This window comes from Pseudonocardia acidicola (assembly GCF_012911935.1).
In the GTDB taxonomy this organism is placed as follows: Bacteria; Actinomycetota; Actinomycetes; order Mycobacteriales; family Pseudonocardiaceae; genus Pseudonocardia; species Pseudonocardia acidicola.
In genome coordinates this window covers 1-17,153 of record NZ_JAAXLA010000107.1, presented here as the reverse complement: position 1 = coordinate 17,153, position 17,153 = coordinate 1, and the positions used below count along the sequence as shown (strand labels likewise).

Here is a 17,153-nt window from a genome sequence, read left to right as displayed (position 1 = left end):
GGGCGGACGAGGGCGGCGGCCCGCTTCGCGCGCTCGCGGGCGACATCGGTGTCCGTGCCGGCGGCGACGGCCACGCCCATTCGCCGGCGCACGAAGCTCTCCGGCTTGCCGAACAACCGCAGGTCGGTCTCGGGCACCGCCAGCGCCTCCGCGACGCCCTCGAACGCGATGCCCGGCGCGTCCATCCCGCCGTAGATCACGGCCGAGGCGCCGGGCGAGCGCAGCGCGACGTCGACCGGCAGACCGAGCACCGCGCGGGCGTGCAGCTCGAACTCCGAGAGCCGCTGGGTGGCCAGCGTGACCAGTCCGGTGTCGTGCGGGCGGGGGGAGACCTCGGAGAAGTAGACGTCGTCGCCGCGCACGAACAACTCCACGCCGAACACCCCGCGGCCGCCCAGCGCCGTGGTCACGCGCTCGGCGACGTCACGAGCAGCCGCGATCGCGGCGTCGCTCATCGGCTGCGGCTGCCAGGACTCCACGTAGTCGCCGTCGCGCTGAATGTGGCCGATGGGCGCGCAGAAGAAGGTCCCGGTCCCGCCGGCCCCGTCGGCCGCGCGCACGGTGAGTTGGGTGATCTCGTAGTCGAAGTCGACGAAGCCCTCGACGATGACCCGGCCCCGCTGCACCCGCCCGCCGGCCATCGCGTGGTCCCACGCAGTGTTCAGATCCGCTGCGGAGCGGAGCACCGACTGGCCCTTGCCCGACGAGGACATCACCGGCTTGAGCACGCACGGGTAGCCGATGCCCCCGTCGATCGCGGCCCGGACCTCGTCCAGGGTGTCGGCGAACGCGTACGGCGAGGTCGGCAGGCCCAGTTCCTCGGCGGCCAGCCGCCGGATGCCCTCGCGGTCCATGGTCAGCCGGGTCGCCCGCGCGGTCGGGATCACCGTCGCGGCGCCGGCGGCTTCGACGGCGGCCAGCGCGTCGGTGGCGATGGCCTCGATCTCCGGGATCACGTAGTCGGGCCGCTCGCGTTCGATGAGCTCGATCAGCGCCGCGGCGTCGGTCATGTCGATGGCGTGCCAGCGGTGCGCGACCTGGTGCCCGGGTGCGCCCGGGTAACGGTCCACGGCGATCACCTCGACCCCCAGCCGCTGGAAGGAGATGATCACCTCCTTGCCCAGCTCCCCGGAGCCGAGCAGCATCACCCGGGTGGCGCCGGTGCTGCCGGGCGTGCCGATGCGGACGTCGCGGACCTGACTGCCTGCGGTCATGGCGATCACGATAGGCCGACCCGGTGCGCCTGCTGCGGTTGCCCCTCACCGTCGATGTCACGGTAAATTCGCGCAGTGGCCGTGGAATCACTGGACGATATCGACTGGGAGCTGCTGGAAGCACTGCAGCGCGACGGCCGAGCCAGCTACGCGGACCTGGGCCGCATGGTGGCGCTCTCGCCCAGCGCGGTCACCGAGCGGGTGCGACGGCTGGAGGAGCTGGGCATCATCACCGGCTACACGGCCGAGATCGACCCGGACAAGCTCGGCCTGATGATCATGGCGCTGGTCCGGCTGCGCGGGTCGGGCGGCAACGACAAGGCGTTCCGCGACCTGCTCGCCACCACCCCGGAGATCATCGAGGCCCACCACGTGACCGGCGAGGACTGTGTCGTGCTCACCGTCCGGGCCCGATCCATGCGGCACCTGGAGGCGGTCACCGGCCGGATCGCCGGGCTCGGCGGGGTCGGCGGGGTCGCCACCAGCGTCGTCTACTCCACCCCGTTGCCGCGGCGCTCGGTCGTGGGCAGCGCGGTGGGGGCCAGCGCGGCCGCGGCGAGCGCGTCGCGGCGCCGGTCCTTCTGAGCGGCCCGGGTGGCCGCCACGATCCGCCGCCGTCCTCGGCCGGCCGGGCGGCCGGGATCAGTGCACGGTGGCGGGCAGCGCGCGCAACAGGGCCCCGGGGCCGACGGCCCGCGCGCCGGCGGCGCGTATCCGGTCACGCAGCCCGCGGTCGGCGGTGACCACCACGACGTCGTCGCCGCGGCCGGTCAGGTCCCGGGCCAGCTCGGCGATCGTCGAGTCGCCGTCGGCCGGGGCGTCCACGATCTCCAGGCGCGGATCGCTCACGCGCGGCTCGGCGCGGCGGGCGGCGCCTTCCAGGACCAGCGGCACGTGCAGGTCACCGGGGGAGCCCACCGCCCCGACCGCCGCTGCGAGCGCGGCCGGATCGTCGCGCAGCGCGGCGTCGAGTCGTTCGGCCAACCGGGCGGCGGCGCCGGCGCGGTCGCGCCACCAGCCATCCGGCCGGGAGCCGACGACGTTCGCACCGTCGACCACCACGTACGTCACCATGCACCTCCGGTGCCCGTGCGCGGGAAGTGGTGCGGTAGCACCGCTTCCCGCGCACGAGCTACGCGATAGGTGGCACCAGATCGCGCGGCAGCTTCGACGCCGCCGCCCGGTCGAGCAGCCACCGGGTCCGCCGCTTGCCGCGCGCCCCGGCGGCCGGCATGGCGACCTCCCCGGCCCCGCCGAGCGCCATGGCGACCGCGGCGGCCTTGGCTTCCCCGGTGGCGAGGATCCACACCTCGGCGGCGCTGCGGATGGTCGGCAGGGTCAGCGTGATCCGCGTCGGCGGCGGCTTCGGGCAGTTGTGCACCGCCACCACCGTGCGCTCGTGCTCGTAGACCGCGGGGGAGTCCGGGAAGATCGACGCGACGTGGCCCTCCGGGCCCATGCCGAGCAGCAGCACGTCGAAGGTCGGCACCGGGCCGTGGTCCTCGGGCGCGGCCTTGCTCGCCAGCAGCTCGGCGTACTCGGCCGCGGCCGGATCGGCGCCCGCGGGACCGGTTCCGGTGTCGGCGCCCATCGGGTAGACGAGCTCCGGGTTCACCGGGACGTGATCGAGCAGGGCGTGGCGGGCCTGGGTCTCGTTGCGCTCCGGGTCGCCGGGTGGCAGGAACCGCTCGTCGCCCCAGTAGAACTCGATGCGCGACCAGTCGACCGCGTCACGCAGCGGCCCGGTGCGCAGCTGCTCGAGCGTCGCGATCCCGACACCGCCGCCGGTCAGCACCAGCTTCGGGGTGGTGCCCGCCGCCTGCAGGTCGACCAGCTTCGTCACCAGCCGGGCGGCGGCCGCGGCGGCCAGTACCTCCGGGGTCGAGTGGACGACGATGTCGGGTTGCGCAGCCATCACAGTGCTCACACCTCTGCTTTCACCGGGGTCCGGCCCCGGGTGACGTCTGCGACACCGGCCAGCGCGGCACCGTAGATCTCGTCGGGGTCCAGCCTGCGCAGCTCCTCGGCCAGGCAGTCGGGTACCCCGCGGCGGGACAGCGCGATCATCCGATCGGGTTGCCCGGGCTGGCGCAGCGTCCCGGTCTTGCCGTCCGGGCGGATCAGCTCGATCGGGCCGGACTGCCGGTTGAGCCGCACCAGCGACAACCCGGCGCCGCTGCTCGACGGCGAGCGCTTGACCTTGACCCCGAGCCGGGTGGCGAGCCAGCCGGCCACCAGGTCGGTCGAGGGCGAAACCGCCTCGCCGGCGACGAGCGCACTGGTGACCGGGTCGTGCGGCGGGTGGTCCAGGGCGGCGGCGAGCAGCGCCCGCCACCCGGTGAGCCGGGTCCAGGTGAGGTCGGTGTCGCCGGCCACGTAGCTCGCCCGGCGCTGCTCGAAGGCCTTGAGCGGGTTCTTCGCCGACAGCGCGTCGGTGATCCGGCGCTGGGCGAGCCGGCCGATCGCGTCCTCCGAGGGCACCGCGGGTGCATCCCCGGGCCACCACGCGACGACGGGCGCATCGGGCAGCAGTAGCGGCATGACCATCCCGGCGCCCGGCTCGTCGGCGGCCAGCTGGCCGTAACCGCGGAGCACGATCACCTCACTGGCGCCGGCGTCGCCACCGACCCGGATCTGCGCGTCCAGCCGCGCGGCGGCCCTGCGCTGACCGCGGGCCAGCACGATGACCCGGCAGGGGTGCTCGCGGCTGGCGGCGTTGGCCGCGGCGATCGCGTTCTCGATGGCCTGGCTGTCGTCGGTGACCACGACGAGGGTGAGCACCCGGCCCAGCGCGAGCACACCACCGCTCTCCCGCAGCTCCACGAGCTTCTTGTTGACCGCCGAGGTGGTGCTCGACGGCAGATCGACGATCATGCTCGGCTCCTGTGCTCGCTCGAGTGCGCGCGGCCGGGGATCACGGCCGCCGCCAGCTGCGCCCGGTCCGGGCGAGCATCCGCTCGGCGGACTCCGGGCCCCAGCTCCCCGCCGGGTACGGGTCCGGCCCGTCCTCCTGGGCGGCCCAGTGCTCGATCACCGGGTCGAGGATCTCCCAGGACCGCTCGACCTCCTGGTTGACCGGGAACAGCGACGGCTCGCCGAGCAACACGTCCAGGATCAGCCGCTCGTAGGCCTCCGGGGACGCCTCGGTGAACGCCGTGCCGTAGCCGAAGTCCATCGTGACGTCGCGGACCTCCATCTGGCTGCCCGGCACCTTCGACCCGAAGCGCATCGTCACGCCCTCGTCGGGCTGCACCCGGATGACGAACGCGTTCTGCCCCAGCTCCTCGGTCATCGTCGCGTCGAACGGCAGGTGCGGGGCCCGCTTGAACATCACCGCGATCTCGGTGACGCGCCGGCCCAGCCGCTTGCCGGTGCGCAGGTAGAACGGCACCCCGGCCCAGCGCCGGGTGTCGACCTCGCACGTGATCGCGGCGTAGGTCTCGGTCTTGGAGTTCGGGTCGAAGCCCTCCTCCTCCTTGAGGCCGCGGACGAGCTCGCCGCCCTGCCAGCCGCCGGTGTACTGCCCGCGGGCGGTGGTCTCGTCGAGCGGACCGACCAGCCGGGTGGCGTTGAGCACCTTGGTCTTCTCGGCGCGCAGCTCGTCGGAGGAGAACGACGTCGGTTCCTCCATCGCGGTGAACGCGAGCAGCTGCAGCAGGTGGTTCTGGATGACGTCGCGGGCCGCGCCGATGCCGTCGTAGTAGCCGGCGCGACCGCCCAGGCCGATGTCCTCGGCCATGGTGATCTGCACGTGGTCCACGTAGTGGCTGTTCCAGATCGGCTCGAACAGCTGGTTGGCGAAGCGCAGCGCCAGGATGTTCTGCACCGTCTCCTTGCCGAGGTAGTGGTCGATGCGGAACACCGAGTCCTCGGGGAAGACCTCGTTGACTATGCCGTTCAGCTCGCGCGCCGACTGCAGGTCGTGCCCGAACGGCTTCTCGATGACGACCCGGCGCCACTGCTCGTCCTGCTGCGACGAGAGGCCGGAGCGGGCCAGTTGCTTGCACACCACCGGGAACGCCGAGGGCGGGATGGACAGGTAGAACGCGTGGTTGCCGTTGGTGCCGCGGATCCGGTCGAGGTCGGCGACGGTCTGCTCGAGGCGGTCGAACGCGTCGTCGTCGTCGAAGCTGCCCTGCACGAACCGGAAACCCTCGGCGAGGCGGTCCCACACCTCCTGGCGGAACGGGGTGCGGGCGTGCTCCTTCACGGCCTCGTAGACGACCTGGCCGAAGTCCTCGGTCTCCCAGTCCCGGCGGGCGAAGCCGGTGAGCGCGAAGCCCGGTGGCAGCAGCCCGCGGTTGGCCAGGTCGTAGATCGCGGGCATCAGCTTCTTGCGCGACAGGTCACCCGTCACGCCGAATATCACCAGGCCGCAGGGCCCGGCGATGCGTGGCAGCCGCTTGTCCCGCGGGTCGCGGAGGGGGTTCGTCCAATCGCGCTCGAGTGCGCTTGTGCCGGCGGACATCGCGGTCACCCTAGTTCCCATCCCGTTCAGCGTCGTCAGAGTTCCTGGATGGCCTTGGCCACGGTGACCAGCCCGGCCACCCGGTCGAGGAAGTGCAGTCGTAGCACCGGCCGGCCGCACGCGGCCAATCCGGCGTTCTCCGCGCGGGCCTGCGCGAGCTGGACCGCCGCCAGCCCGAACGGCCTGCCCGGTACCGCCACATCTTCCTCGGCTGTGCCCGTCAGCGAAATGATCACCCCTTTCGTCGGCGCGTCACGGTGGCGGCGGCCGCTGCCGGCCCGCCACCGGGGCGCCCAGTCGAAGGTGGTGGGGAGCCCGGTGCGGCGGGCCAGTTCGCCGCGCAGCACCGTTGTGGAGGCGTCCTCGACCCGGTCCAGCCAGGCCGCGACCGCCAGATGACCGTCTTCGGTGCCCGCCGCCAACCGGACCAGGGCCCGCAGCGCGTCGGCGACGGTCGTGGCGCCGGCGGGCAGCCACGGCCCGGCGTGCACCTCGACGAGGCCGTCGACGAACGTGGCCGGGCCGGGCTCGGGCGCCGGCCCCGGATCCGCGTCGGGGGCGAACGGGTCGGTCTGCAGCAGCCGCCCGGCAGCCGCGACCGCGCGCTCCCACAGCACGAACTGGGCCCCGAGCGGCCCGGAGGCGGTGACGGCGGCGGGCGTCCCGCCCACCACCGCGGCGCCGCTCAGCGCGACGGTCGTACCGGCGTCGTCCCAGCCCGGGGCGTCGGGCCCCTCCACGAGCACGGGCAGCGGCCCGCGCCCGGTCAGGGACCCGGCGACGAGCTGGGCGATCCAGTCGGCCAGCCCGCTGGGCCCGTGCGCGGCGTCGATCGGCAGCACCTCCGACGAGGCGGCGAGCACCGCGGCCAGGCGCAGCGCAGGGTTCTCCAGGTCGTCGGCACCGAGTCGGGCCGCGGCGTCGGCCGCGTCGGCGAGCACCCGGGCCACGTCGGCCCCGGCCAGCCCGGCCGGCACCAGCCCGAACGGGCCCAGTGCGGCGAACCGGTCGGGCACGTCGCGCTCGGCGGTGATCACGATCGCGCCGGCTTCGCGCGACCGCTCGTCGAGCGGCGACCCCGGTTCGGTGATCACGACCGTGCGTTCGGCGGGATCGAGGCCCTCCGCGGCGAGGGCGTCGGCGAAGACCCGGGTGACGGCGTCGACGGCCCCGGTGACGAGGTCGTCGGTGCCGTCCCGGCCGGGCAGCTCCCCGTCCGGGTCCGCGACGACCAGGACGGTGCCGGCCAGGTCACCGGCCAGCGCGTCGCCGACCTGCCCGGGGTCGGCGGTGTCGAGCACGGTGAGCCCGCCCCCGGCGTCCCGGGCGATCGCCTCGGCGGCCAGGGTGACCCCGGGCTCGCCGATCAGTACGACGCGGGTCGCCCCGGCCACCCGGAACCGCTCCCGCAGCGCGCTGATCTGCCCCAGCAGCGGCCGCGACGCGCGCGGCAGGCCGACCCAGCCCAGCCCGTCGGCCGCCGCGGTGCCCGCGCCCCAGGTGCTGGGGTCGCCGTCGGCGATCCGCGATGCGACCGTGTCGGCCACGAGCTCGGCCGCGAGCCGCTCCACCTCCTCGCCGAGCGGCCCGTCGGCGACGGCGACGGACGGCACCGTCACGGGCGAATCACCGGTCCTGTCGTGCGTTCTGTGTCAGATGCCGTCACTCGGCCGCGTCGAGCTGGGCCCGCACCGTTTCGCCGAGCTCCTGCCAGGACTTCTCGAACTTCTCCACGCCCTCGCGCTCCAGGGTGCGGAAGACGTCGGACACGTCGATCCCGACCCGTTCCAGCGCGTCGAACACGGCCCGGGCCTCGGCGGCCCGGCCGGTGACCCGGTCGCCCAGCACCTCGCCGTGGTCGGCGAAGGCCTTCAGCGTCTTCTCCGGCATGGTGTTGACGGTGTTCGCCACCACCAGCTCGGTGACGTACATGGTGTCCGGGTATTCCGGGTTCTTCACCCCGGTGGAGGCCCACAGCGGCCGCTGCACCCGGGCGCCCTGCTGCTCCAGGGCCGCCCAGCGCTCACCGGCGAACACCTCCTGGTACGCGGCGTAGGCCAGCCGGGCGTTCGCGATCGCGGCCTTACCGCGCAGCTCGAGGGCCTCTCGCGTGCCGATCTTCTCCAGCCGGTTGTCGACCTCGGTGTCCACCCGGGAGACGAAGAAGCTGGCCACGGACTCGATCGAGCCCAGCCGGTGGCCGTTCGCGGCGGCCTGCTCGAGGCCGGCGAGGTAGGCCTCCATCACCGCGCGATAGCGCTCGATGGAGAAGATCAGCGTGACGTTCACGCTGACGCCCTCGGCGAGCGCCCGGGTGATCGCGGGGATCCCGGCCTCGGTGGCCGGGATCTTGACCAGCAGGTTCGGCCGGTCGACGGCTTTCCACAGGTCCAGCGCCTGCGCGACGGTGGCCTCGGTGTCGTGGGCCAGGCCCGGGTCGACCTCGAGGGAGACCCGGCCGTCGATGCCGCCCGTGGACTCCCAGGTCTCCCGGAAGATGTCGCAGGCGTCCCGGACGTCGGTCACGGTGATCTCGCGGACGGCGTCCTCGACCGAGGCGCCGCGGGCGGCGAGCTCGCGGATCTGCTCGTCGTAGGCGTCACCCTGGGCGAGCGCGGCAGCGAAGATCGTCGGGTTGGTGGTGACGCCGACGACGTACCAGTCGCGGATCAGTTCCTGCAGGTTCCCGGTGCGCAGCCGCTCCCGGGACAGGTCGTCGAGCCAGATGGACACGCCCGCCGCAGCCAGAGCGGCGAGCCTTTCGTTGGTGCTCATTGCGTAGAGCTCCTTCAGATGTGCGATCAGACGGCGGCGATGCTGCGGCGGGCGGCGTCGACGACCGTGTCGGTGGTGAAACCGAACTCGCGGAACAGGGTCTTGTAGTCGGCGCTGGCGCCGAAGTGCTCGATGGAGACGATCCGGCCGGCGCCGCCGACGATCCGGTACCAGGGCTGGGCGATGCCGGCCTCGACCGCGACCCGGGCCCGCACCGCGGACGGCAGCACGGACTCGCGGTAGTCCTCGTCCTGCGCGTCGAACCACTCGACGCACGGCATCGAGACGACCCGGGTCGGCACCCCGTCGGCCTCCAGGACCTCGCGGGCGGACACCGCCAGCTGCAGCTCCGAGCCGGTCGCGATGATGACCACCTGCGGCTCGCCGCTCGAGGCGTCGGCCAGCACGTAGCCGCCGCGTGCGACGCCCTCGGCGGAGGTGCCCGCCAGCGTGGGCAGGTTCTGCCGGGTCAGCGCGAGGCCGACGGGGCCGCGCTGCTCGAGGACGGCCTTCCAGGCCGCCACGGTCTCGTTGGCGTCACCGGGGCGCACGACCGCCAGGTCCGGGATCGCGCGCAGCGCGGCCAGGTGCTCGATCGGCTGGTGGGTGGGGCCGTCCTCGCCGAGCCCGATCGAGTCGTGCGTCCAGACGTAGGTCACGGCGGTCTGCATGATCGCGGCCAGCCGGACGGCGGGACGCATGTAGTCGCTGAACACCAGGAAGGTGCCGCCGTAGGGCCGGGTCGGGCCGTGCAGCGCGATCCCGTTGAGCGCCGCCCCCATCGCGTGCTCGCGGACCCCGAAGTGCAGGGTGCGCCCGTAGGGGTGGGCGTCCCACATCTTCGTCCTGATGGACTCCGGGCCGAACGAGTCGGCGCCCTCCATCGTGGTGTTGTTGCTCTCGGCGAGGTCGGCGGAGCCGCCCCACAGCTCGGGCAGCACCGGAGCCAGCGCCTTCAGCACCTCGCCGGAGGCCTTGCGGGTGGCGATCTCCTTGCCCACCTCGAACGTCGGCAGCACGTCGTCCCAGCCCTCCGGCATCTTGCCCGCCAGCAGCCGGTCGAGCAGTTCCTTGCGCTCGGGTTCGCGGGCCGCCCACTCGTCGAAGCGCTGCTGCCACTCGCGGTGCAGCCGCGCGCCGCGCTCGCGGACCTCGCGCGCGTGCTCGAGCACCTCGGGCTCGACCTGGAAGGTCTGCTCGGGGTCGAAGCCCAGGATCTTCTTGACCTCGGCCACTTCCTCGTCGCCCAGCGCGGCGCCGTGGGCCTTGCCCGTGTTCATTTTCGTCGGGGCGGGGAACCCGATGACGGTGCGCAGCAGAATGAACGACGGCCGGGAGGTCTCGGCCTTGGCCGCCTGCAGGGCGTCGAGGATGCCGCTGACGTTCTCCCCGCCCTCGACGACCTGAACGTGCCAGCCGTAGGCCTCGTACCGCTTCGCGGTGTCCTCGGACAGCGCGATCGTGGTGTCGTCCTCGATGGAGATCTTGTTGTCGTCGTAGATCACCGTGAGGTTGCCCAGCTGCTGGGTGCCGGCCAGCGAGGACGCCTCGGAGGTGACGCCCTCCTGGATGTCGCCGTCGGAGGCGATCACGTAGATGTCGTGGTCGAACGGGCTCTCACCCTGCGGGGTGTCCGGGTCGAACAGGCCGCGCTCGCGGCGGGCGGCCATCGCCATCCCGACCGCGGAGGCCAGCCCCTGGCCCAGCGGGCCGGTGGTCATCTCGACGCCGCGGGTGTGCCGGTACTCGGGGTGCCCAGGAGTCTTCGAGCCCCAGGTGCGCAGCGCCTTGAGGTCGTCGAGCCCGAGACCGTAACCGGAGAGGAACAGCTGGATGTAGAGCGTCAGGCTGGAGTGCCCGGCGGACAGCACGAAGCGGTCGCGGCCGATCCAGTCGGGATCGTTGGGGTCGTGGCGCAGCACCCGCTGGAACAGCGCGTAGGCCAGCGGGGCGAGGCTCATCGCGGTGCCGGGGTGGCCGCTGCCGACCTTCTGCACGGAATCCGCGGCCAGGACGCGGACGGTGTCGACCGCACGGCGGTCCAGTTCCGTCCAGTCCTGCGGCACCTCGGCGCGGGTGAGGCTGGAGACGTCGGTCACGGACACGGCAGTGCTCCTGGATCTCTGGTGGGGGCGCGGGCGGTACGCCACAGCGCGTCCGGCTCGTGGACCAGCCTAGTCGTCCCGGCCGGTCCCCTGTGATCACCGCCCGCTCGGTCACCCGAGGTCTACCCCATGGCTCGCTGCGACATGCCCCCGGTTACCATCGACGGGCTGTAGAAACAGATTTTGCCTACGACCTTCCGACCACCACATCCCCCGAGCGAGGTAGCAACTGGTGAGCGCGCCCGTGTCCCACCCGGGATCGACGGACTCGCCACCGCACCGCCAGCACGGGCCGCGTCTCCGGGCCCAGCTGCAGCGGGCCGGTGACGTCGTCCGGGCCTACCTCGGGCTCACCAAGACCCGGATCATCGAGCAGTTGCTCGTGGTCACGGTGCCCGCGATGTTCCTCGCCGAGCGTGGCATCCCGTCGGTGTGGCTGATCGTCGCCACCCTCGTCGGCGGCGCGATGGCGGCGGCGAGCGCGCATGCACTGAACTGTGTGGTCGACGCCGACATCGACGCGGTCATGAAGCGCACCGCCCGCCGGCCGCTGGCCAAGGGGCAGGTCCCGCCGCGCAACGCGCTGATCTTCGGCCTGGTGCTCGGTGTGCTGAGCTCGGTGTGGCTCGCGCTGACGACCAACTGGCTGGCCGCGGTGCTGTCGATCGCCGCGATCGCGTTCTATGTGCTCGTCTACACGCTGCTGCTCAAGCGGCGCACCGCCCAGAACATCGTCTGGGGCGGCGCGGCGGGCTGCATGCCGGTGGTGATCGGCTGGGCCGCGGTGACCGGGACGGTCCAGTGGCCCGCGCTGGTCATGTTCGGCGTCATCTTCTTCTGGACGCCGCCGCACTTCTGGGCGCTGGCGATGCGCTACAAGGAGGACTACGCCGCGGCCGGCGTCCCGATGCTGCCGGTGATCGCCACCCCGGCGCAGGTGTCGTTCCGGATCGTCGTCTACTCGTGGGTGATGGCGCTGTGGACGCTGCTGCTGGTCCCGGCCACGTCCTGGATCTACGCGGCGGTGGCGGTGCTGGGCGGCGGCTGGTTCGTGTTCAAGGCGCACCGGTTGCACACCGGGGTCCGGGCCGGGCGCGAGGTGGTGCCGATGCGGCTGTTCCACCTGTCGAACATGTACCTGTGCGGCCTGTTCGCCGCGATCGCGGTCGACGCCGCGATCGGGCTGCCGGTGCTGGGCTGGCCCTTCTAGCACCGCCCACCGGCGGCGACCTCCGGATTCCGGGCGGCACTGCGTATCCGGTGCCGCACCCGGGCGCCGTAGGTCGCCGAGCGCACCGTGTCCGACGACTCGAGCCCGGCGCCGAACGCGCCGGCGAGGGTGGCCAGTGACGCCACCAGCCAGGCCAGTCGTACCTGGTCGGCGAACCCGGCCGGATGGTCGATCGACGTCGCCAGCACCTGCGGGACCACGAAGAACCACGTGGTCAGCAGCAGGGCGGCGAACAGCACGAGGTAGGCCACCAGACAGCCGATGGCCAGGGTGAGCAGCGTGGCCGCGTTGAACAGCCGGATGAGGCGGTGCTCGGTCGGCTCCCGGGACTCCGGGTGCTGCCACAGGTGGTGGTTGAGGATCAACCAGGCCACGACCGCGGTCAGGGACAGCCCCGTCGCGACCCACAGCCGCTCGGCGCCCAGCGCCGCGCTGAGCGCCCACACCGAGTTGGACACCACCCCGAAGGCCGCGGTGATGAGCGTGGCCGCGAGCGCGCTGTGCAGCCCGGACACCAGCCGCCACGGCCGGTTGATCCAGACCATCGCGGCCAGCAGCCGCAGCCGGCCCGCCGGCGTGGTCAGCCGCAGATCGATGTCCGGGTAGGGCGGCGCGACCTGCTGCAGCGGTGGTGCCGCCGGGTAGCGCCGGGCCCGGTCGCCGTCGCCGGGAAGTTCGCCGACCCACTCCAGCAGCAGCCGCACCACCAGATCACGGGCATGCTCGGCGGGCCGCACCATGCTCAGCCCCGGGATCGCGATCACGGCGACGTCGGCCTGCCTGCTCAGATCGGCCACCAGTTGCCCGTGCGGAGTCTGCAGGGGCAGGTCGGTCAGCACGACCGCGAAGTCCCAGCCTTCCCGGGCCCGCAGTTCCTTGCCCACGTCGATGAGCCGCTCGCCGGGACGGTCCCCGCGGGACAGGTTCTTGGAGACGACCACGACCCGGCAGCGCAGCCGGTCGCCCGATCGCTCCACGAGCGCATCGGGGAGGTGCTCGGCCAGCCGGCGGGCGATCTCGGTGGGCAGCCCCGGGTCGGCGATGATCCCGATCAGGAGCGTGCGTGTGCCGTCCGGGGGGTGCCCCGGCCGCCGCTCGGCGCGGCGGCTGTCCGGCGCGGGCGTCGTCGCCATCGGTGCAGGGTCGGCAGCACGGACGCCGATGTCGTCGCCCCGGGAAGCCCAGCCCGCCCGGCCGGGTTGGACCGGCCGGGCTCACGGGGCCTCAGCGCAGCAGCTCCGGGGTCTGGAAGTCCTTGCCGAGCACGTGGTGGTCGAGGAACGCGGTGACGGTCTCGTACCAGAGCGCGGCGTGCTGCGGCGTGAGAATCCAGTGGTTCTCGTCGGGGAAGTACAGGAACCGGTGCGGCTGGTCCTGCGGGTCCTGCTGCCGCGACACCAGGTCCCACCACAGCCGCAGGGCCTCGCCGATCGGCACCCGGTAGTCCTTGTCCCCGTGGATCACCAGCATCGGCGTGGTGATCGCGTCGGCGAACGCGTGCGGGCTGTTGGCCGCCGCCATCTCCGCGGTCATCTCGCGCAGCCAGTAGTACGCCGCGTCGGTGGTCGGACCGAACTGCTCCAGCGCCCACAGGCCGGCGTGCGTGACGATCGCGGAGAACCGGTCGGTGTGGCCGGCGACCCAGTTCGCCATGTAACCGCCGAAGGAACCGCCCATCGCCGCGGTGCGGGTCGCGTCGACGTCCGGGCGGGCCTCCGCGGCGTCGGTGAGGGCGAGCAGGTCGGTGTAGGGCGCGCCGCCCCACTCACCCCAGCCGCGATCGACGAACCGCTGCCCGTAGCCGGTGGACAGCGCCGGGTCGGGCAGCAGCACCGCGTATCCGCGGGCCACCATGAGCCACGGGTTCCACCGCCACTGCCAGGTGTTCCAGCTGCCCAGCGGTCCGCCGTGGATCCACAGCAGCAGTGGGGCGGGCTCGCCGGCGGCCGGGCCGTGGCCGTCGGGCAGCGCCAGCCAGGCGCGCAGCGGGCTGCCGTCCTCGGCGGTGGCGGTCACCTCGGTGAGGGTGCCGGGCAGCGCGGGCGGCTGCGCCGGGCCGGGAAGGAGCACCGGCTGCTGGCCGGCGGCGTGCGCGTCGAGCCGGACCGGGGCGGGCGGGGCGCCGACCGCACCGCGCAGGGCGTAGACGTGCCGGCCGTCGGGGGAGACCCGCGGGTCGGTGTAGGCGCCGTCGTCGCCGGTGAGCCGGGTGACGGTGCCCTCGGCGACACCGATCCGGAACAGGGGCGAGCGGCCGTTCTCGTCCGCGACGACGATCAGCGCGTCCCCGGTCGGGGTCCAGCGCAGGTCCGCGGGCCAGCGGTCCCACTCCGGCGCGAGCACCCGGACCTCGCCGTCCGCCGCGTCCAGCGGCACCAGCACCAGGTCCATCCGCGGCGCCTCGGTCGGTGCCGAGCGGCGCTCCCGGATCGCCGCGACGATGCGCCCGTCCGGGCTGATCCGGGCACCGCTGAACTCGAAGCCCGGGTCGTCGGCCAGCGTGCGCCGACCCCCGCCGGCGACGTCGATCGCCACCAGCGTGGACCGTGACGAGCCGTACGGCTCGGCCACCCGCCAGCCGGCCACGACCGTGTGCCCGTCCGGGCTGATGTCCGCGGTGCTCTCCAGCAGCGCCCCGCCCGGGGCCGGGGTCAGGTCGGCCCACTGCACCGTGCCCTGGGACGGCACGGTGCCGGCGAGCAGCCGGGGCTGGTCGGGCCCGAGGTCGTGGTCCCAGAACCGGACCGGGTAGCCGGTGTGCAGGATCGCGGAGATCTTCTTGTCCGTGCGCGCGGTACGGCGCTGCTCGTCGTCCTCGCCGGTGACGGCACCGGGCAGCGTCATCGACGTGGCCAGGACGGTGCCGGCCCCGGTCGCGACGACCGGGGCGGCGACACCGCCGGGGCGGGTGCCGACGACGCGGGCCTCGCCGCCGCCGGCGGGGAGCAGCCACAGCGCGGCGGGCGCGTCGTCCTTGGGCTCGGCATCGGGGTCCGGGCGGGCGGAGACGAACAGCAGGTCGCCGTCGGGGGTGAACACCGCGCCCTGCTCGCCCTTGGCGCTGCGGGTCAGCCGCCGTGCCGGGCGTTCGCCGGCCGGGTCGACCTCCCAGAGCGCTGTCACGTACCGGGTGCGGGTGGGGTCCGGCGCCGACACCGCGGTGACCAGCCGGGACCCGTCCGGGGACAGGGCGAGCCCGCCGACCCGCGGTAGCGCGAGGTAGTCCTGCAGGTCGTGAAACGGGGTCGGGCGCTCGGCCTCGGGCGGCGGGTTCTCAGTTGTGTTCTCGGGCACAGGGACCATCCCTAGACCATCACGGTCGGTCACCGACGCCGCATCCGTGATGACCGGATGTACACGAGCCCGCTGTGCGGCCGCTCAGATCGCGAGCAGGACCTTCCCGGTGGTCTTGCGAGCCTGCAGGTCCTCGTGCGCGGCCCGGGCCTGCTCGAGGGGGTAGCGGTGCCCGATCCGCACGTTCAGCGTGCCGTCGGCCACCGCCTGGTACACCGCCGCCGCCTTCGCGGTCAGCTGGTCGTGCTCGGCGACGTAGTCGAACAGTTTGGGCCGGGTGAGGAACACCGAGCCGGCCGCGTTGAGCCGCTGCGGGTCGACCGGCGGCACCGGTCCGCTGGACGCGCCGAACAGCACGAGCATCCCGCGCCGGCGCAGGCTGGCCAGGCTGGCGTCGAAGGTCGTCCGGCCGACGCTGTCGAAGGCCGCGGCGACGCCCTCGCCGTCGGTCAGCCTGCGCACCTCGGCGGCCAGGTCGTCGACCTCGGTGTAGCGGATCACCTCGGCGGCGCCGGCGCCGCGGGCCAGCTCCTCCTTCTCCGGGGTGGACACGGTCCCGATCACCCGGGCGCCGCGCGCGGTGGCCAGCTGGGTCAGCAGCAGCCCGACGCCGCCGGCCGCGGCGTGGACCAGGATCGTGTCGCCCTTCGACACCGGGAACGTGTCGTTGACCAGGAAGTGCGCCGTCATGCCCTGCAGCAGCGCGCCGGTCGCCTGCTCGTCGGACACCCCGTCGGGCACCGCGACGACCTTGTCCGCGGGCACCGCGATGCGCTCGGCGTAGCTGCCCAGCGTCTCCGACCACGCCACCCGGTCGCCGACGGCGAACCCGCTGACCCCGTCGCCGACGGCCCGCACCCGGCCGGTGCCCTCCAGGCCCGCCACGTAGGGCAGCTCCATCGGGTAGATGCCCTCGCGCTGGTAGGTGTCGATGTAGTTGACACCGGCGACGGCCACGTCGACGAGCAGCTCACCCGGACCCGCCTCGGGACCGGGCAGCTCGGTCGGCACCAGCACCTCGGGCCCGCCGGCCCGGGTCACCTGCACTGCGCGCATGTCTGACGTCCTCCTCGACTCGCCGCGGGGTTCGCCGGTGATCGTCGCATCCCGCGCCGGGTCAGGCCCGGTCAGCGGCGGCGTCGGCGAGTTCCGGGGCGGGCCCGGCGGGCGCGGCCGGGACCTGCTCCTCGCGGGGACGCTCGACGGTGCCCGCCCACAGCGCGGCTGCGGCCACGGTGACCAGCCCGGCGCCGAGCACGTGCAGCGAGACGAGCACCTCGGGCACCCCGAGCGCGTACTGGATGCCGCCGAGCGCACCCTGGGCCAGCACCACCGCGACGAGCAGCGCGTAGCGGCGGCGCAGCGCGGCCGGGGCGTCGGCCGTGCGCAGCGCGAAGCCGAGCCCGACGAGCAGCCCGAGGTAGGCGAACAGCAGGTCGGCGTGCAGCTGGGCGAGGCCGGGGACACCGAGGGCGAGCCGCGGGGTGGCGGCGTCACCGGCGTGCGGGCCCGCACTGGTGACGAGCGTCCCGGCGATGAGCAGCGCGCCGAGCACCACGGTGCTCACCGCGACCAGGCTGCGCACCGCGGAGGGGACCAGCGGCCGGGCCGGACCGGTGCCCTCCGTCGACGCCGCGACGAGCTGCACCGCCAGCCACACCAGCACCATCGAGGCCAGGAAGTGCACCGAGACCGTCCACCAGGCCAGCCCGGTGAGCACGGTGATCCCACCGATCACGGCCTGTGCGACGACGCCGATCGGCATGGCCGCGGCCAGCAGCGTGAGCCGGCGGCGCCGCGGGCGGGTGTTCAGGGCGGCGAGCAGGCAGAGCCCGGCGACGAACACCACGACGAACGTCAGCAGCCGGTTGCTGAACTCCACCCACTGCCGCAGCGCCGCGACCTCGGGGTGCGCCACCGGGACGAGGCTGCCGGGAAAGCACTGCGGCCACGTCGGGCAGCCCAGCCCGGAGCCGGTCACCCGGACCACCGACCCGGTGACCGCGATCCCGGCCTGCGCGATGACGGCGGCGATCGCGAGCCGGCGCATCAGGGCGGGTGGGGTC

The 17,153-nt window shown here is 73.7% G+C and carries 14 protein-coding genes; 2 read left to right on the top strand and 12 right to left on the bottom strand.

Going from position 1 to position 17,153, the window contains the following annotated elements; all coding sequences use genetic code 11:
- Positions 1 to 1,214, bottom strand: a 1,214-nt coding sequence (gene purT, locus HF526_RS32085; protein ID WP_169385410.1) for a formate-dependent phosphoribosylglycinamide formyltransferase, incomplete at its 3' end; no start/stop codon positions are given.
- Between the two features lie 75 nt (positions 1,215 to 1,289).
- Here purT and HF526_RS32080 point away from each other — a divergent pair.
- Positions 1,290 to 1,799 (top strand): AsnC family transcriptional regulator, encoded by a 510-nt coding sequence (locus tag HF526_RS32080; RefSeq protein WP_169385409.1) that lies wholly within the window; start codon positions 1,290 to 1,292, stop codon positions 1,797 to 1,799.
- A 57-nt stretch (positions 1,800 to 1,856) separates the two neighbouring features.
- On the opposite strand, the gene HF526_RS32075 is transcribed toward HF526_RS32080, so the two are convergent.
- The 7 genes from HF526_RS32075 to tkt all read right to left on the bottom strand — a co-directional run bounded on the left by HF526_RS32075 (position 1,857) and on the right by tkt (position 10,562).
- Entirely contained in the window at positions 1,857 to 2,285 is a 429-nt protein-coding gene (locus HF526_RS32075) for a PIN domain-containing protein (RefSeq protein ID WP_239029411.1), read from the bottom strand.
- Between the two features lie 61 nt (positions 2,286 to 2,346).
- A complete protein-coding gene (gene pgl, locus HF526_RS32070; RefSeq protein WP_169385407.1) occupies positions 2,347 to 3,129 on the bottom strand; it encodes a 6-phosphogluconolactonase in 783 nt (260 codons plus the stop codon).
- A gap of 8 nt (positions 3,130 to 3,137) precedes the next feature.
- A complete protein-coding gene (opcA, locus tag HF526_RS32065; protein ID WP_169385406.1) occupies positions 3,138 to 4,088 on the bottom strand; it encodes a glucose-6-phosphate dehydrogenase assembly protein OpcA in 951 nt (316 codons plus the stop codon).
- Between the two features lie 40 nt (positions 4,089 to 4,128).
- Entirely contained in the window at positions 4,129 to 5,682 is a 1,554-nt protein-coding gene (zwf, locus tag HF526_RS32060; protein ID WP_169385405.1) for a glucose-6-phosphate dehydrogenase, read from the bottom strand.
- Between the two features lie 35 nt (positions 5,683 to 5,717).
- The gene (locus HF526_RS32055; RefSeq protein ID WP_169385404.1) at positions 5,718 to 7,301 is read right to left on the bottom strand and encodes a glucose-6-phosphate isomerase; all 1,584 of its coding nucleotides are present in this window, start codon (positions 7,299 to 7,301) and stop codon (positions 5,718 to 5,720) included.
- Between the two features lie 43 nt (positions 7,302 to 7,344).
- Positions 7,345 to 8,457, bottom strand: a complete 1,113-nt coding sequence (tal, locus tag HF526_RS32050) for a transaldolase (protein WP_169385403.1) — start codon at positions 8,455 to 8,457, stop codon at positions 7,345 to 7,347.
- Positions 8,458 to 8,483: 26 nt separating this feature from the next.
- A complete protein-coding gene (gene tkt / locus HF526_RS32045; RefSeq protein WP_169385402.1) occupies positions 8,484 to 10,562 on the bottom strand; it encodes a transketolase in 2,079 nt (692 codons plus the stop codon).
- Positions 10,563 to 10,794: 232 nt separating this feature from the next.
- On the opposite strand from tkt, the gene HF526_RS32040 reads away from it, so the two are divergent.
- Complete coding sequence (locus HF526_RS32040; RefSeq protein WP_420821674.1) at positions 10,795 to 11,772, top strand: heme o synthase; 978 nt, start codon at positions 10,795 to 10,797, stop codon at positions 11,770 to 11,772.
- Here the strand turns inward: HF526_RS32040 and HF526_RS32035 are convergent.
- The 4 genes from HF526_RS32035 to HF526_RS32020 all read right to left on the bottom strand — a co-directional run bounded on the left by HF526_RS32035 (position 11,769) and on the right by HF526_RS32020 (position 17,137).
- On the bottom strand, positions 11,769 to 12,926 hold the full coding sequence (locus HF526_RS32035) for a hypothetical protein (RefSeq protein ID WP_169385401.1): 1,158 nt from the start codon (positions 12,924 to 12,926) through the stop codon (positions 11,769 to 11,771). The genes HF526_RS32040 and HF526_RS32035 overlap by 4 nt on opposite strands.
- Before the next feature lie 91 nt (positions 12,927 to 13,017).
- Positions 13,018 to 15,096: a S9 family peptidase gene (locus HF526_RS32030; protein WP_169385400.1), complete on the bottom strand. Its 2,079-nt coding sequence runs from the start codon at positions 15,094 to 15,096 to the stop codon at positions 13,018 to 13,020.
- Between the two features lie 75 nt (positions 15,097 to 15,171).
- A complete protein-coding gene (locus tag HF526_RS32025) occupies positions 15,172 to 16,143 on the bottom strand; it encodes a quinone oxidoreductase family protein (protein ID WP_169385399.1) in 972 nt (323 codons plus the stop codon).
- 61 nt (positions 16,144 to 16,204) lie between these two features.
- Positions 16,205 to 17,137, bottom strand: coding sequence for a COX15/CtaA family protein (locus HF526_RS32020; protein WP_169385411.1), 933 nt, complete (start codon positions 17,135 to 17,137; stop codon positions 16,205 to 16,207).
- Positions 17,138 to 17,153 lie beyond the last annotated feature (16 nt).

Bases quoted from the DNA above. Each gene is read 5' to 3' on its own strand.
- opcA (WP_169385406.1), bottom strand. From the start codon at position 4,088: ATGATCGTCGATCTGCCGTCGAGCACCACCTCGGCGGTCAACAAGAAG.
- zwf (WP_169385405.1), bottom strand. From the start codon at position 5,682: ATGTCCGCCGGCACAAGCGCACTCGAGCGCGATTGGACGAACCCCCTC.
- HF526_RS32020 (WP_169385411.1), bottom strand. From the start codon at position 17,137: ATGCGCCGGCTCGCGATCGCCGCCGTCATCGCGCAGGCCGGGATCGCG.
- tal (WP_169385403.1), bottom strand. From the start codon at position 8,457: ATGAGCACCAACGAAAGGCTCGCCGCTCTGGCTGCGGCGGGCGTGTCC.
- HF526_RS32025 (WP_169385399.1), bottom strand. From the start codon at position 16,143: ATGCGCGCAGTGCAGGTGACCCGGGCCGGCGGGCCCGAGGTGCTGGTG.
- HF526_RS32035 (WP_169385401.1), bottom strand. From the start codon at position 12,926: ATGGCGACGACGCCCGCGCCGGACAGCCGCCGCGCCGAGCGGCGGCCG.
- pgl (WP_169385407.1), bottom strand. From the start codon at position 3,129: ATGGCTGCGCAACCCGACATCGTCGTCCACTCGACCCCGGAGGTACTG.
- HF526_RS32030 (WP_169385400.1), bottom strand. From the start codon at position 15,096: ATGGTCCCTGTGCCCGAGAACACAACTGAGAACCCGCCGCCCGAGGCC.